Genomic DNA, 14,532 nt, shown 5'->3' on the forward strand with positions numbered 1-14,532 from the left:
CCTAGAGATGGGTCCGAGCAACGGCGCCCTTCGTCGCGATGCGCCCCGGAGCCGCGCGCGCCTTCACGCGGTGGCGGGCGAAGGCGCGAACCATCGCCCGGCCGATGCGCGCACCGAGCCGCGGCGCGTGAAACGCCAGGAGGGTCGGACCGCTTCCGCTGATCGTGACGCCGTATGCCCCGGCGCGGCACCCCGCCTCCACCACTCGATCAAACCCGGGAATCAGCCGCGCGCGGTAGGGCACATGGTACACGTCCCGGAGCGCTTCGGCCAAGAGTTCGAAGCGGCGGGTCGAGAGGGCGTGCGTCAGGGCCATCGCGCGGGCCGTGTTGCCCGCGGCGAAGGGCAGCGGCAACGAGGAGGGAAGGAGCGCGCGGGCCTTCTCGGTGCTCACATGGAGCGCGGGGATGACGAGCGTGAGCGCGAGGTCGCGGGGGACGCGAAGGTGGAGCGCCTCCACGCTCCCGTCGAGACGGGGCATGGAGAGCGTGAGCCCGCCGAAAATCGCCGGGGCCACGTTGTCGGGGTGCCCCTCGAGGCGGATCGCCTCGCGGAAAATCTCGTCGCGCGCGTAGGGCCCGCCCAGCCAGTGATTCGCCAGGGTCAACCCGGCGACGATCGCCGCGGCGCTCGAGCCCAGGCCGCGCGCGAGCGGGATCTCGGAGCGGATCGTGAGGGCGACCGTCGGGACCGGCTCCCGCGCGATCCGAAAGAGGTGCCGGAACGCGCCGAGCACCTTGTCGTGCTGCGGATCGATCGCGAGATCGCTGCCTTCTCCCAGGCGGCGGATCGAGAACCCGGAGGGGATCCTCGCGGCCGAGACCCTCATGGGGAGCCTGAGCGCCAAGCCAAGGCAGTCGAACCCGGGCCCTAGGTTCGAGGTCGAGGCCGGCGCCACGGCGCTCCAGCGCGTCGGCCGGGCCGGCGCGCGCTTCTTCTTGCGCGGACGATCGCCCTCCTGCGTCGCGAGCGTCGGGATCACTCGAGGATGATCCTCCGAAGCACGCCGGGGTCGTCCTCGACTTTCTCGACCGCCCTCGAAACCGAGACCGCCCGCTCCGGATCCTTGAGCCCATGCCCGGTGACGGTGCACACGATCGTGCGGAGCCCCCGGAGCCGTCCCTGCGCGCCCAGCTTCAGGACCCCCGCGACGCTCGCGGCCGAGGCGGGCTCGACGAAGATCCCCTCCACCTCGGCGAGGGCCCTGTACGCGCCCAGGATCTCGTCGTCGGTCACCATCTCGATAAGGCCCCCCGAGCGGTCGCGCGCGTCCAGCGCGCCCTTCCACGAGGCGGGGTTTCCGATCTTGATCGCGGTCGCGATCGTCTCAGGCGCCTCCACCCGGGCGCCGCGCACGATCGGGGCCGCGCCCTCAGCCTGAAATCCGAGCATCTTGGGCCGCTCCCCGGCCGAGGCCGGGCCGCCGGACGCCCCCGACGCGGCCGCCTGCTCCTCGTACCCCCTCCAGGTGGCGGTGATGTTCCCCGCGTTTCCGACCGGAAGGGCGTGGGCGTCGGGCACGCGGCCTCCGAGCGCCTGCACCACCTCGTAGGCCACGGTTTTCTGTCCCTGGATGCGGTCCGGGTTGATGGAGTTGACCACCACCACGCTGCCCTCCTCGGACATGGCGCGCACCAGCTCCAGCGCGCGGTCGAAATTCCCGCGGATCGCGAGCACGCGCGCCCCGTAGATCATTGCCTGCGCCAGCTTCCCCAGCGCGATCTGCCCCTCCGGGATCACGACCACGCAGCGAAGCCCGCCGCGCGCGGCGTACGCCGCCGCCGACGCGGAGGTGTTGCCGGTCGAGGCGCAGAGCACCGCGCGGGCGCCCCGCGCCTTCGCGCGCGAGACCGCGACCGTCATTCCGCGGTCCTTGAAGGAGCCCGTCGGATTCTGCCCCTCGATCTTCACGTGAAGATCGACGTCCGCGCCGGCCCGGCGCGAAAGCCCCGGCGCGGGGACGAGCGGCGTCCCCCCTTCGAGGAGCGTGATCACCGCGTCCTCGGGGATCTCCGGCAGAATGCCGCGGAATTCCCGCACGACCCCGCGCCACGGCGCCGCCGGTTCCCGGGTCCCCCCCCGTCCTGCGCTCATAGGTCGAAAATCCGCACGGCGCGGGGGGTCTTCCGCATGGACGGAAGGTTTGCGATCCCCCTCACCGCCTCGCGCACGTCGCGATCCCCCGCCTCGTGCGTGAGCATCGTGATCGAAGCCTCGCCCCGGAATCCCTCCGCCTGAAACATCTGCGCCACGCTGACGTTCGATCCTCCGAGGCACGCGGCCACCTGGGCCAGCACGCCGGGTCGATCCTCCACGATCAGGCGGAGGTAGTACTTCGTTCGGACGGCATCGAGCGGGACCCGCTCCCCAGGCTCGGGCTTCGCCGCGCCCGCGAGGAACCTCACCCCGGCCACGAACTCGCGCGCGGCGACCAAGACGTCTCCAAGCACCGCCTGCGCGGTCGGGAGAGCGCCCGCGCCCTTTCCATAGAAAAGCATCGACCCGGTGGCCTCACCCTGCAGGTAGATCCCGTTGAACTCATCGCGCACGTCGGCGAGGAGATACCGCTTGGGGATGAAGGCGGGGTGCACGCGGAGATCGAGCCCTTCGGAGTCTCGGAGCGCGATCCCGAGAAGCTTCACCGTGTAGCCGAAGCGATCCGCCTGGCGAAGATCCTCCAGCTCCATCCCGATGATGCCTTCGGTCGGGATCGAGCCGTGCGCGACGTCCATCCGAAACGCGCGGCGCACGAGGATCGCGAGCTTCTGCGCGGTGTCCGCGCCGGAAAGGTCGAGGGTGGGGTCGGCTTCGGCGAAGCCGAGCGTCTGCGCCGCGGCGAGGGCTTCCGCGAAGTCGCGCCCGTCGCGCTCCATCGTGGATAGGATGAAGTTCGTCGTCCCGTTCAGGATCGCGACCAGGAGCCGGAAGTGCTCGGTGCGGAGCCCGTGCTCGAGCGCCTGGAGCACCGGAATGCCGCCGCCCGCCGACGCCTCGTAACGGATCGTCGCCTTCGAATCGGCCGCGAGCCGCTCCAGCTCCTCCCCGTGGAGCGCGAGGAGGTGCTTGTTCGCCGTGACCACCGGGATGCCGCGCTTGAGCGCCGCGCGCACCGGCCCGAGCATCGCTTCCCCGCCGACCAGCTCGATCAGGAGATCCACGTCTTCCGCATTTGCGACGGCGAGCGGGTCGGTCCCGACGTGAGCCCCGGAGAGGTCGCATTCACGCCGCTTCCCCGGATCGCGCACGGCGACGCGGGTGACGCGAAGGGTCGCGCCCACGGAGTCCCGGACCAGACGTTCGCGCTGATGAAGGAGCGTGAGGAAGCCTTGGCCAACGACCCCGCATCCCAAAAGGCCGATGCGAACCACGGAGGGGGGCATAGACCTCGGAGGCTACCGAAGGGGTGTGGGGCTGTCAAACCGCGCGGGCGCTCCCGTCGAGAGGGAGACCGCGCGGCCGGCCCGGAGCCGCGTTACGCCGAGAGCCGGCGCAGCTCGTCGTCGCGGCGCGAGATGGACCAGCGCTCGCGGAATGCCTTGAGCGAGAAGGAAGGATCGACCCGCTTCACTTCGCGGGCGGCGCGGGCGAGCCTGCGACGCGCGTCCTTGCTGTGCGTCTTCCGCCACTCCACGTAGCTGTCCAGAAGCTCGTCCCAGGAGCCTGTCCTGTGCGATTTTTCGAAGTGCTCCTGGGTGTCGTGCTCGATGTGATACATCTCCCCCGAGCTGAGCTCGCTCATGAGATGCAGGTACTCACCGCTCATCCACACCATGACCTTGGTGTAGGCCTCGAAGTTCCGCGAGAGCTTGTCCATCACCTCGGCGATGGCGGCGCCGCGCCCGAAGAGCCGCTCCGCGTAGGCCGAGGCGAATTGATAGTAGGATTTCCCGCGTCCGGTGAGGCGGCTCTGAGCGTCCTCCTGTGGTTCCGGCACGTCTCCGACCAGCGACGACTCGCCGAAAATGCCGAGCGAGACGTAGAGGAAATCCGCGTTCGCCTTGTACACGCGATAGCGCAGCCTCTGATCCTTCGTCTCCTGCACGCGCGCGAAGACGTCCGCATCGCGTGTCGAGATGAAGTTCGATTGCAACAGGTCGTGCTGCCCCGTCACGACGCCCGCGAGGAGCGATGCGGTATAGACGTTCACGTCCTCGTCATATTCCTTGAGGTCGGAGGGCATCTCCGAATCGATCCGCGAAAGGAGGAAGTTATTGATAAAAAAGTAGCCGACATCCTCCCGGGGAGGATTCGCGATCGCCGCCAGGTCCGTAGCCAACTTGATGTAGGATTTGTTGCTCACCGTTTCGCTCTCCGTACCCCTGTGCCCCACGGCGCGGGTCCACTTGTGCGTTTTGCACGATCCATGCCATCGAGGCCGCGTATTTGGGCCGTCCCGAAGGGAACCCTCCAAACCATACAATCAGTTTGCCGCTAGCGAGTTGGGGCGCCTCACGTTTCGGAATCCGGGCCGCCCAATTCCAAGCCGGTGGATCACAGATGTTGCGGAAGCAGCATGTAGAGGAAACTTCGCATCACGACGGTGAAATACACCGCAAATAATGTAACCACAGCACCATGGATCCATTTCACCTTTTTACGATAGCGCCAGAGGAAGACGCACCCGAGCGTGGGAACCAAGGTCTTGTAGAGCCAGAAGATGTATGGGGAGTGCTCGAGCAGGAAGGCCATGATCCGGTTGGCCTCCACCATGAATCGTGCATTCAGCAAGTAGACGGTCTGGGCCGCGTCGATGAAGTTGAGGGCTCCGACCAGCCAGAGGAGCCAGAAGAGGCGTTGCTCGGCTCGCGCCGCGGCGCGCCGATCCCTGCGCCGGCGCTGAAGGCCGCGCCGGTCCGATCCCTCGAACTTCGCCATCGCTCCTCCTCGAATCCGATCGCGGGGGATGAAGCGCTGGGGCAAGTATCGGCAAATGGGAGATGAACTTGCGCCCGATTTGACAGGCCTCAAACCCGATGCTAGTCTGCGTCCCATTCCACTTGGGAGGCCCGGGTTTCCATGGAAGTCCTGATCGGCAGCGACGCTATCCAGAGCCGGGTCCGCGAGATCGGAAAGCAGATCGCGCGCGACCACCCAGAGGGCGCCCCGCTTTTGATCGGGGTGCTCCGCGGGTGCGTCATCTTCATGGCCGACCTCATGAAAAGCCTTCCGATTCCCCACGAGATCGACTTCATCAGCATCTCCAGCTACGAGCATTCGTCCTTGTCCTCGGGGACGCCACGGCTCGTGAAGGACATCGGGCGCGACATCGCGGGCCGCGACGTGATCATCGTCGAGGACATCGTGGACACCGGCTACACGCTGGAATTCCTGCGCCGGACGTTTCTCGCGCGGAACCCGGCCTCCCTCAAGACCGTGGCGCTCCTCGACAAGAGACCGCGTCGCGAGTGCCCGGTGCCTATCGACTACATTGGATTTGAGATCCCGGATCGCTTCGTGGTGGGCTACGGCCTCGATTTCGCGGAGCGTTTCCGGCACCTTCCCTACATCGCCGCGCTCTCCCCCGAGGAGCTTACGCCCCGGCCGGCCGTCCGCTCCCTGGGAGCGGCGTAGCATGGTTTCGCATTCCCAGCGCCGGGGAATCCTGATCGGAATCGCGGGCGGAACCGGCGCCGGCAAGACCCTCGTCGCGCAATCAATCGCCCAGGACCTGGGAAGCGAATCGGTCCTGCTCCTGGAGCAGGACTCCTATTACAAAGACCTCCACCACATTCCGCTCGGGGAACGCGAGAATCGGAACTTCGACCACCCTGACGCTTTCGATCGCGATCTCTTGCGCACCCACTTGGAGAAGCTTCTCGCGGGAGGCGAGGCGGACATGCCGGTCTACGACATGCGCACCCACACGCGCGTGAGCCAGCCGCTCCGGATCCAGGGACGCCGCATCATCATGCTCGACGGCCTGCTGGTGCTCGAGGATCCCGGGCTCCGCCACTTGATGGACATCAAGATCTACGTCGATGCCGACCCCGACATTCGATTCATCCGCCGCCTGAAGCGCGATCTCACCGAGCGCGGCCGCACGCTGGATCAGGTGATCCGCCAATACGAATCCAGCGTGCGCCCGATGCACCTGCAGTTCGTCGAGCCCTCGAAGCGCTACGCCGACCTCGTGATCCCCGAGGGGGGCTACAACTTCGTCGCGATCGACCTCATCAAGACCAAGATCCGCTCCCTCCTCGCCGAGACGGCATGACGACGAGCGGTGATCCCGCGCCGCCCGTCGGCGCCGAGACCTAGACCGTGATGAGCTGGATTCCCCTGGTCAACTTTCCCCTCGAGTGGGCCGCCCTCGCGCTCTTGGTCGCGGGGGCGATCTACTGGGAGCGCGGCGCGCTGAGCGGGGTCGGGATCGAGGGCTGCGTGCTGGCGGCGATGCTCGGGCTCTGCTTGGGATACGAGTGGAGCGGAAGATACGACATCGCGGCCGCGGCGGCGGCCGGGGGGGCTGCAGCCTTCGCCCTGGTCGCCGGCGCGCTCCTCCTCTCCTTTCGCGCCGATCCCATCGTCGGAAGCCTCTGCCTGAGCCTCGTACCGGCCTGCGCCCTGGGGCTTCTCTCCCGCGCGGGCCCGCTACGCCTCATGACGGAGGCACCTCCCCCGGGGCTGATCGGCGGCACGCCCTTCGCGGGCACCTACGCCGAGGATTTGATCGCCAACCCCTGGCTTCTCGCCTCCCCCCTCGTGCTCGCACTCGCGGCATTCATGTTACTGAAGACGCCGTACGGTCTCAGGCTGCGCGCGTATTCCGAGACGCCCGCCCTCGCGCGGCGAGGACCCGGACGGGTCGTGTGGGTGCGCCTGTCGGGAGCCGCGCTCGGCGCGCTCTGGGCTGTGCCCGCCGCCGCAATCCTGCTCCGCGCGCATCCCGCCTCCCCCCCGTTCGGGTTGGGGTTGATCGCGCTCGCGTGCGTGCTCGCCGGACGGTGGGGATTCGTGCCGGGGATCCTGATGGCGGCGGGGCCCGCCCTCTTGCGCACGCTTCGCCCTTATGCTCCGGCCGGGGCGCCGGGTGGGATCGCTCTGGATGCCGCGCCGTTCGTGCTGGCGCTCGTGTACGTGATCCTCTTCTCCCGCCGCGCGCTCCGGGCATCGGCGTCACCGCAATCGCGTCTGGATCCGGACGTCTTGTGACGCGGGCCCCGGCCCTCGATCCCGAGGAGGCGCTCCAGGTCATCCGCCGCCGCACCACCCTCGTGCCGAAGGTGGCGCTCGTGCTCGGGAGCGGCCTCGGCATCCTGGCCGAGGGGGTCGCCTGGGAGGCAACGCTCTCGACGGAGGAGATCCCCGGCCTTCCGCGCTCCACCGTCGCGGGGCACTCGAGCCGTCTTCTCTTCGGGCGCTGGTCGGGACGCGCGGTCGTGGTCGCGCAAGGGCGGGCGCACCTCTACGAGGGGTACACCGCCGAGGAGGTCACCCGCGCGGTGAGGCTCTTCGCCACGCTCGGCGCACGATCTCTCGTGCTGACCAATGCGGCGGGAGGCATCGCGTCTCGGATGACGCCCGGAACCCTGATGCTGGTCGAAGATCACGTCAATCTCCAATGGCGGGCGCCCGGCCGCGTTGCCGGGCGCGCGGCTCCTGGGGCCACAGGCGGAGCGCGGGCCAAGCCGGGCCCGGGCCCGACCGCCCCGCCGAACCAGCGCGGGCTCACGTCGCGCCCGGTCTACTCGCGGGATCTCCTCGCCAAGGCGGCGCGCGCCGCGGTGAACGCGGGCGTGCGCGCCGAGCGCGGGATCTTGGGCGTGACCCTCGGGCCCTCCTACGAAACGCCCGCCGAGATCGCGATGCTCGAGCGGATGGGCGCGGACGCCGTCTGCATGTCCACGGCGGCCGAGGTCGCCGCCGCGAACGAGATCGCGTTGCCGGTCGCGTGCATCTCGTGCGTCACCAACTGGGCGGCCGGAAAAAGCCCCGTTCGATTGAAGCACGAGGACGTCACGGCCGGCGTCGCCGCCGCGGCGCCCGCGCTCCGCTCCGTCATCGAGCGGCTCATCCTCTCGCTGGCGTAGCGGGTGGGGCCACTCCTCCACGCGTGGGATGCCTGGCTCCTCTGCCTGGTGCTCGCAGGGGTCGTCCCCTTCCACGGGCTTCTCGCCTACGGGCGATTGAAGTCGGGGCCCGACCCGATCCCGACCCAGGCCAAGCTCCGCCTCTACGCCACGATCGTCGTCATGGAGTGGGCCCTCGTCGCGCTGACCTTGGCCGTCCTCGGCCACCACGGGCTCACGCTCGGCGATCTGGGACAGCGAATCGCGAATCCCAGGCTCACGCTCCTCGCGACCTTGCTCGGTCTTCTGGGGCTCGGCGCGATCACCGCCCTGAACGTCCGGCAGATCCGCGGCGCCCCGCCTGAAGAGCTCAAGCGCGCGGTCGGGCGCGCGCGCAAGTTCGTGCCGGTTGGACCCGCGGAGGTCGCCGCGTTCACATTCGTCGCGCTGACGGCGGGGATCTGCGAGGAGATTCTCTACCGGGGGTGGCTCGTGAGCTTCCTGGGAGCGGCGTTCGGCTCGATCTGGACCGGCCTCATCGTCGCGGCGTTTCTATTCGGGCTCGGCCACGCGTATCAGGGGAGACAGGGGATTCTGGCGACGGGGGTCCTGGGGCTCTTCTTCGGGGGGATGTTCGTGGCCGCCAAGAGCCTCGTGCCGGGGCAGGTGCTCCACGCCGCGATCGACCTCGTGAACGGGGTTCTGGCGGGCGGTCTCGTGAGGAGGCTCGGGGCGATGTCGGGCGGTCCGGGAGGGGCGCCGGGGCCCGTCGACCCGACCCCGCCGCCTACCGCAACGTGACCTTCGTGATCCGGTCCCCGGGCATGAGCCGCTCCACAACCTCCATCCCCTGCGTGACCTTCCCGAACGCGGTGTAGCGGGCTTCGAGCCGCGGCTGCGGCGAGAGGGTGATGAACCATTGACTCCCGCCGGTGTCCTTTCCCGAGAGCGCCATCCCCACGGTTCCGGCTTCATATGGGCGGTCGTTGTACTCGCACGGAATCATGTAGCCCGGTCCGCCCCACCCGTCCCCCCTCGGGCAGCCATCCTGGACGACGAAGTTCGGGACCACGCGGTGAAACGCCATTCCGTCGAAGAATTTCGCCCGCGCCAGCTTCACGAAGTTCTCGACGGTCCCGGGCGCGCGGGCGCGGTCGAACGCGATCGTGATGAGGCCCCGCTCCGTGTGAAGGAGCGCCGTGCGCGGAGCCGGGCTGGCACTCGCCGCAAGGAGGAGCGGGTTCTTCACGAGGCCGATCGAATCGGGCGGGAGCCCGAGCGCCAGGCACACGGTCTCCCGGATCCGGCGCTCCGGATCGCGGCGCATCCGGGCGAGCGCTGCCAGAGCGTCCCTCGTCTTGATCGCGGCGAGCGCCGAGGCGGCCGACGCGCGAACATCCGCGTCTTCGGTCGTGCCGATGCGGGTCAGGAGCGAGGCGATCGCCGGAACGGACGCGCTGTCGCCGAGCTGGCCGAGCGCATCCGCCGAGGAGCTGACCACGGTGAAGTCGCGCGCGGTGAGGAGCGCCCGCAGCGCGGGAAGGTCCTGCGCCGAATCGGCCTTTCTCTGCGCGAGGCCCGCCGCCGCGCCCGCGGCTTGAGGCGCGTCGGTCGAGTCGCGCGAGCGGGCGAGGAGCGTCTGGAGCGCCATGGGCCCGGGAACCTTTCCGAGCGCCTCCATCAATCCGGCGCGCATGAAGCCGGGAAGCAGATCGAGATTCTGGGCGATCGTGGGGATCGCGGGCTCGCCTTGGATCTTGAGAAGGGCGATCGCGGCGCCTTGAACGACACCGGTCGCGGAATCGGAGAGCGCGCGGGTGAGCGAGGGGACGGAGGCGGAATCTCCGAGCGCGCCGAGCGTGAGCGCGGCCTCCCAGCGGACCTGCGCGATCGGATCCGCGAGGAGGCCCCGGACCGCGCCGGCTTGACTCCTCGCGCCCAGGACGCCGAGCGCGTGCGCCGCGTCCACGCGCACACGCCACGCGCTGTCGCGTAGGAGCGGTGCCAGAAGGCCCGCCGCGGATGAGTCCGCCACGTCCCCGAGGGCGCGGGCGGCGGTCATGCGCACGATCTCAACCTTGTCGCGAAGGAGCGTACGCAGCTCGGCCGCCCCGGCTCGATCGCCGATCCGGCCCAGCGCGTAGGCCACGCGCCATCGCATCTCGGGATGGGCGTCCCCGGCGCGGGCCGAGAGCGGCGAGGTGAGCGTGTGGTCGCGGATGCGCGCGGCCGCGAGAGCGGCGGTCCAACGCTCCGGCTCGAGTCTCGCGCTCAGCGCGCGCGATATCGTCGGGACGCTCCCGTGAGCCCCGATCATGCCGAGCGCGGCGACCATCGCCTTGCGCGCGCCCAGATCGGGTTCACGCTCCCAGCGGAGCGCGAGGGCGGGTGCGGCGGTTGAATCTCCCATGAGCCCCAACGAGAACGCGGCCTGTCGCCGCACGGTCGCGGACCCGTCGTGGAGCGCCTCGATCAGCGCGGAGACGCTCGCGCGCTCCTGAATGAGCCCCAGCGCGCGCGCGGCGGCCGCGCGGGCGGCGAGGGAGCGGTCGTGAAGGAGCGCCCGGGCAAGGCCTGTCGTGTCGCGGTCGGCCGTGCGTTGCTCGATCCACGCGCCCCGCGCGCGGGCCGGGGGAGCCTGCGCTCTTGCGGCGGGCGTGAGAGCCCAGACCAGGAAGACCCCGCCCGCCGCCACAGCAGCCACCGCCTGGCTCACCCCACCGCGCATCGATCCTCCTCGAGCAATGCCAGCGCGGCATCCAGGACATCGCGCGGCTCCAGCGATTCGAGCGTTCCATCCGCGGCCCGCACGCTGCGCACGCAGCGCCCGACAGGCCGCCATTCGTCGGGGTCGGTCCATCCGTAAATCCCGACCGAGGGACAGCCTGTAGCGCCCGCGAGATGGACAGGCCCGGTGTCGTTTCCAACATAAAGCGCCGCGCGCGCGAACCGCGCCGCCAGCATCGGGATGGATTCGCTCCGCACGACGGGAAGGGTCATCCGGAGCGCCGACGTCACCGCTTCCACCGTGCCTCGGTCCTGGGGCCCTTCGACCCACCAGACCGAATGCCCGCGGCCCACCAGCTCGCGCGCCACCGCGGCGAATCGCGCGGCTGGCCAACGGTTGTGGTGCTTTCCCGCGCCGGGATGGAGATAGACGGCGGCCTCGGGCGCGCGAGCGAGGAGGGTAGGATCGGGGATGTAGTAGGGAGGGTCGGGACGCACGCCCGCGCCGACGGCGTGGGCGAGCGCGAGGCTCACCTCGGATTGGTGAGGGGGGGGTGCGCCGCCCGCGCCGCCCGCAGCCCGCGCCCCGCCGCCGGGGTACGGCACGGCACGCGTCAGGCCCGCGCGGTCGCGCTCGCGATACCACGCGGGATCGAAGCCCACGCGGTCGCCAGCCCCCGACCAGCGCACGAGCATCGCCGCGCTGCGGGAATAAGAAACCGTGGTGAAGTAGACCGCAAGGTCAGGCCGGGGACCCGGCCATCCGCGCAGCCCGGCCCGCGCGACGCCAAAAAAATTTCGCGTGTCGACCACGCGGATCTCATCGGCCCAGGGCTGGCCCAAGACGGCATCGGCGTTCTGCCGGCCGACGATCAAGACGATGTGTGCGTCGCGAAACCGTTCCCGGATCGAGCGAATCGCGGGGACGTTCAGCAGCAGATCACCGAGCTGATTCTGGGGGCGGAAGAGATGGATCCGGGTCGAGGCCGAAGGGGTCGGCTCGGCCGCGGAGGGCATGCTCAAACCATCTTGGGCGGCTCGCCGCCCTTCAACCTCAACTTTTCAAGCTCGATCACCTTCACGAGACGGTCATGGCACCCGACGGGCATGATCTGCGGCCTTCCGTCGTTTTCGTGCTTGTAGAGCTTGATCGTCATGGTGAGGGTGTCGAATTCGGCGCGGCAGTCGGAGCAGGAACCGATGTGTTTTCGCATTTCCGTAATCAGGTCCGCTTTCATGTCCGCATCCAGGTAGTCCGATATCGAGTCGAGGACCTCCTTGCACGTCAGCATCAGTGGGCTCCCATGACACGTTTCGGTTTGGCGTTTTCGCTGAAATAACCGGCCAGCCGGTTTCTCACCTTGAGACGCGCCCGGTGGAGCCGCGATTTCACGGCCGCCACGGAGAGATCCAGAATGTCCGCCACCTCCGCATTGGACAGCTCCTCAATGTCGCGCAGAACGAACACCTGGCGAAATTCTGGAGGGAGCGCCTCGATCGCGTCATCCATCACCTGCTGGAGCTCCCGGTTGAGAAGCTGCTCCGCGGGTCCGGGAGTCCAGTCCGCGATGTTGACCGGAGTCTCGCGCTCGTCCGCGTCTTCGATGGACACCGTGGGAAGCTGCTTCTTCCGCAACCGCATCAACGCGGAGTTCGCTGTGATGCGGTAAATCCACGTAGAGAAGGTCGACGCGCCCTGGAACGATTTGATGCCACGGTACGCGCGAAGGAACGTATCTTGTAGGACATCCTCCGCGTCCTCGGGATTGCGTACCATCTTCAGCGCCAAACTGTAGACCTTCGATTCATAGCGGGAAATCAGCTCCCCAAAGGCCCTCTCGTCGTCCTCTTTGGATCTGCGGACGAGTTCCTCATCAGTAGGAGCGGGCAATCTCGTTCCTCGCCTTCTATTGGATTCTACGTGTTGGGAGCCGGTTCGGGCAAAAGTGCTTCTAGATAAGGCTATGGGGGCGACGCTGCGGTGTCAAGCAGTGCAGGCTACACGATCGCTAACTTCAGACGACGCTTAGGCGATCCACCTCGGCCGAGGCGCCCGCGGCGCGCCGCTCGCGCGGACGTTCGATTCCGTGGCGCCGCATTTTCGACCGCAGGCTCCCCCGGCCGATCTTGAGGAGCCGCGCCGCCTCCACCACATTGCCGTCCGCACGGTCGAGCGCGGCCTGGATCACCGCTCGCTCGACCGCCGGGAGCGACACGCCCTGCGGTGGGATCGAGATATTGAAGCCGGAGAGATCGTCCGGCGACGTCCCCCCTCCGGTATGGGGCACGGCCAACTCCGCCGGCCCGATTTCATCCGTGCGCGCGAGAAGAACGGCGCGCTCGATCACGTTCGAAAGCTCCCGCACGTTGCCCGGCCAAGCGTACGCCGAAATTTCGCGCTCGGCCTCGGCCGAGAGCCGTGCCGAGCGTCCCAGCTTCCGAGCCACACGCTCCACGAAAAGCCGCGCTAGGAGCACCGGGTCCCCTTCCCGCACGCGCAGGGGAGGAATCTCGATGGGCACAACGTTCAAGCGATAGTAGAGATCCTCCCGGAAGCGCCCCTGTTTCACCTCGGCGATCAGCTCCCGGTTCGTGGCGGCCAATATCCGGACGTCTACCGGAATGTCCCGCGTGCCTCCCACCCTTCTCACGATCTTCGAGTCCAGGAACTTGAGGAGCTTCGCCTGAAGGGTGAGGGGCAGCTCCCCGATCTCGTCGAGGAAGACGGATCCCCCCTCGGCGGCCTCGAAAAGGCCCACACGGATCTGTGTCGCGTCGGTGAATGCGCCCTTCTCGTGGCCGAACAGCTCCGATTCAAGAAGCTCGCGCGGGATTGCGGCGCAGTTCACGTCCATGAATGGCCCCTGCTTCCGGGGGCTCTCGCCATGAATCGCCCGCGCGAAAAGCTCTTTTCCCACTCCGGATTCACCCAGGATGAGAACCGACGTGGCGCTCGATTCGGCAACGCGGCGGGCGAGATCGATCGACTCCTGGATCGCGAGGCTTTGTCCGACGATGCGGTCGAATCGGAATTCCTGCTCGATGCGGGCGTGCTCGCGCTGTTGCCGCACCTGCTGGGCGACGGAGCGGCCCGCCGCGCTGAGGAGGCTGTCGAGCTGGGTGAGGTTGACCGGCTTGAGGAAGATGTTCCGGACGCCGAGCTCGAGCGTCTCGGTCGCCTGCTGGCTGTCCCGATCCGCGAGCACCACGAGCTGGAGCTTGGGCCAGTGTTCTTTGAGCTGGCGGATCGCCGCCCGCTTTTGTTCCAGGGCTTGGGTGATCGCGGCCGGGAGGCCGGCCGCGGTCGGTCCAAAGTCCACGAGCGCGATCTCGCAGGAATCTGTCCCCCCGCGGGCGAGATGCTGGAGCACATGGTCCGCGACCCGGACGGTGCATTCCCTGCCGGTGATGTGCTCGACCAGGGAATCGCGTTCGCTTCCCGGCGGCATGATGACGGCGACGTTCAGATTCATATGCTTAGGGCTCCCCCGAGCTCTTTACGGGGCCTTGAGTTGGAGCACTTCGACCCCCACCAAGATGGTTATCGGCGGGTCGGGGGAAGATGGTTAGCGGGAAGTGAGGAGTGGGGGGCCAAAGGGGGCGGAGTGGCGGCCGCGGGGGCCGGAGCGGCGGCCGCGAGAATTGGGTGGATATATATCTTGAAGATATATATCATTAAGATATGTCGGCCCGGGTCCGCTCCACCCCATACGCGATTCTCGGCATGCTGAGCTTGGCGCCGATGTCGGGCTACGACATTCGGAAGGAAGCGGCCTCGAGCATCGGCTACTTCTGG

At 68.4% G+C, this 14,532-nt stretch carries 15 protein-coding genes; 5 read left to right on the forward strand and 10 right to left on the reverse strand.

Going from position 1 to position 14,532, the window contains the following annotated elements:
- Position 1: 1 nt before the first annotated feature.
- The 5 genes from thrB to E6K76_08375 form a co-directional block, all read right to left on the reverse strand.
- Positions 2 to 1,093, reverse strand: a complete 1,092-nt coding sequence (thrB, locus tag E6K76_08355; GenBank protein ID TMQ58264.1) for a homoserine kinase — start codon at positions 1,091 to 1,093, stop codon at positions 2 to 4.
- Entirely contained in the window at positions 979 to 2,094 is a 1,116-nt protein-coding gene (locus E6K76_08360) for a threonine synthase (protein TMQ58265.1), read from the reverse strand. The genes thrB and E6K76_08360 overlap by 115 nt, the downstream gene beginning before the upstream one ends.
- Positions 2,091 to 3,380 (reverse strand): homoserine dehydrogenase, encoded by a 1,290-nt coding sequence (locus E6K76_08365; GenBank protein ID TMQ58266.1) that lies wholly within the window; start codon positions 3,378 to 3,380, stop codon positions 2,091 to 2,093. The genes E6K76_08360 and E6K76_08365 overlap by 4 nt, the downstream gene beginning before the upstream one ends.
- A 92-nt stretch (positions 3,381 to 3,472) precedes the next feature.
- A complete protein-coding gene (locus E6K76_08370; protein TMQ58267.1) occupies positions 3,473 to 4,300 on the reverse strand; it encodes a hypothetical protein in 828 nt (275 codons plus the stop codon).
- 191 nt (positions 4,301 to 4,491) lie between these two features.
- Positions 4,492 to 4,875, reverse strand: coding sequence for a hypothetical protein (locus E6K76_08375; GenBank protein TMQ58268.1), 384 nt, complete (start codon positions 4,873 to 4,875; stop codon positions 4,492 to 4,494).
- 141 nt (positions 4,876 to 5,016) lie between these two features.
- On the opposite strand from E6K76_08375, the gene hpt reads away from it, so the two are divergent.
- The 5 genes from hpt to E6K76_08400 are packed head-to-tail and all read left to right on the forward strand — an operon-like array spanning position 5,017 to position 8,810.
- Positions 5,017 to 5,571: a hypoxanthine phosphoribosyltransferase gene (gene hpt / locus E6K76_08380; protein TMQ58269.1), complete on the forward strand. Its 555-nt coding sequence runs from the start codon at positions 5,017 to 5,019 to the stop codon at positions 5,569 to 5,571.
- Position 5,572: 1 nt separating this feature from the next.
- A complete protein-coding gene (locus E6K76_08385) occupies positions 5,573 to 6,214 on the forward strand; it encodes a uridine kinase (protein ID TMQ58270.1) in 642 nt (213 codons plus the stop codon).
- Between the two features lie 50 nt (positions 6,215 to 6,264).
- On the forward strand, positions 6,265 to 7,152 hold the full coding sequence (locus tag E6K76_08390; GenBank protein ID TMQ58271.1) for a hypothetical protein: 888 nt from the start codon (positions 6,265 to 6,267) through the stop codon (positions 7,150 to 7,152).
- Positions 6,927 to 8,030, forward strand: coding sequence for a purine-nucleoside phosphorylase (locus E6K76_08395; protein ID TMQ58272.1), 1,104 nt, complete (start codon positions 6,927 to 6,929; stop codon positions 8,028 to 8,030). Before E6K76_08390 ends, E6K76_08395 begins: the two co-directional genes overlap by 226 nt.
- A 3-nt stretch (positions 8,031 to 8,033) precedes the next feature.
- The gene (locus E6K76_08400) at positions 8,034 to 8,810 is read left to right on the forward strand and encodes a CPBP family intramembrane metalloprotease (protein ID TMQ58273.1); all 777 of its coding nucleotides are present in this window, start codon (positions 8,034 to 8,036) and stop codon (positions 8,808 to 8,810) included.
- Here the strand turns inward: E6K76_08400 and E6K76_08405 are convergent.
- From E6K76_08405 to E6K76_08425, 5 genes are all read right to left on the reverse strand, one after another.
- The gene (locus E6K76_08405) at positions 8,797 to 10,869 is read right to left on the reverse strand and encodes a hypothetical protein (protein ID TMQ58274.1); all 2,073 of its coding nucleotides are present in this window, start codon (positions 10,867 to 10,869) and stop codon (positions 8,797 to 8,799) included. The two genes, E6K76_08400 and E6K76_08405, sit on opposite strands and share 14 nt — an antisense overlap.
- Complete coding sequence (locus E6K76_08410) at positions 10,722 to 11,753, reverse strand: glycosyltransferase family 9 protein (protein TMQ58275.1); 1,032 nt, start codon at positions 11,751 to 11,753, stop codon at positions 10,722 to 10,724. Before E6K76_08410 ends, E6K76_08405 begins: the two co-directional genes overlap by 148 nt.
- A gap of 2 nt (positions 11,754 to 11,755) precedes the next feature.
- The gene (locus E6K76_08415) at positions 11,756 to 12,028 is read right to left on the reverse strand and encodes a hypothetical protein (GenBank protein ID TMQ58276.1); all 273 of its coding nucleotides are present in this window, start codon (positions 12,026 to 12,028) and stop codon (positions 11,756 to 11,758) included.
- Positions 12,028 to 12,627: a sigma-70 family RNA polymerase sigma factor gene (locus E6K76_08420; GenBank protein TMQ58277.1), complete on the reverse strand. Its 600-nt coding sequence runs from the start codon at positions 12,625 to 12,627 to the stop codon at positions 12,028 to 12,030. Before E6K76_08420 ends, E6K76_08415 begins: the two co-directional genes overlap by 1 nt.
- Before the next feature lie 124 nt (positions 12,628 to 12,751).
- A complete protein-coding gene (locus tag E6K76_08425; protein TMQ58278.1) occupies positions 12,752 to 14,209 on the reverse strand; it encodes a sigma-54-dependent Fis family transcriptional regulator in 1,458 nt (485 codons plus the stop codon).
- Between the last annotated feature and the right edge of the window lie 323 nt (positions 14,210 to 14,532).

The sequence above is a fragment of the Candidatus Eisenbacteria bacterium genome, from assembly GCA_005893275.1.
In the GTDB taxonomy this organism is placed as follows: Bacteria; Eisenbacteria; RBG-16-71-46; order SZUA-252; family SZUA-252; genus WS-7.